At 55.2% G+C, this 842-nt stretch carries 1 protein-coding gene; it reads left to right on the top strand.

The features are described from left to right. Window positions 1-668: MFS transporter (locus tag ACR0IP_RS23260; protein ID WP_480528174.1), on the top strand; the 668-nt coding region annotated here is incomplete at its 5' end. Window positions 669-842: the final 174 nt, after the last annotated feature.

The following is an 842-nucleotide window of genomic DNA, read 5'->3' as shown; positions in this document are numbered from 1 at the left end:
GGCGAAAAGGGGCGAAATTCTCGGAAATATTGTCAAAATCCGCCAATGTGAACTGGCTATCCGCAGCGCGGGTCTTTCTGTTCGGTGCCCGCGATGTCTGGTTCGTGGTCGGCATCCCGATCTATTTCTATGCCGCCCTGTCGGACGGCACCGACGACGGCAACCGTTCCGCGTTCTTCATGATCGGAACATTCATGGCGCTGTGGGTCATCCTCTATGGCGCAGTGCAGGCCTACGCGCCAAAGATCCTTCGTGCGGCGGATCGAACCGAAGGCGATTTGATCCGCGCGGCACGTAATTGGGCGATTGTCCTTTTCTGCGTTCCTGCGGCTCTAACATTCGCCGTATCGCTGTCAAATGGGCCTGAAACCTGGCTGACCACAACGCTTGTGGTTGGGTTGCTGATCTTCGGAGCGATATTTGCGGTGAATTCATCGCTGCATTCCTATCTGATCCTGGCCTTCACCCGGTCCGAACGCGTGACAATGGACGTCGGATTTTATTACATGGCAAATGCAACAGGCCGGCTGATCGGCACGGTTCTGTCCGGCCTGACCTATCAGATCGGAGGATTGCCAATGGTCCTCGGCACCGCGTCCGTGATGTTGGCCCTTGCTGCGCTGACTTCATGCAAACTGACAGACCAAACCTCCGACGCACTGACGTGACCGTTTTTGAACGAAACCTCATTGACTGAATCGCCCTCGCCATGATTGGTAGCGATCTGATCGGCGGGGCTGCGCAAGGTTATAGAAAATCGAATGGCGCGAATTTTACATGTTTCGGCATATGCCTTCGCAATGTTCAGTAAACCATGACGACTCCGCTGGCCGCTGAATCCC

The sequence above is a fragment of the Ruegeria sp. AL11 genome, from assembly GCF_056540865.1.
This window is presented reverse-complemented; position numbering and strand designations above follow the sequence as displayed.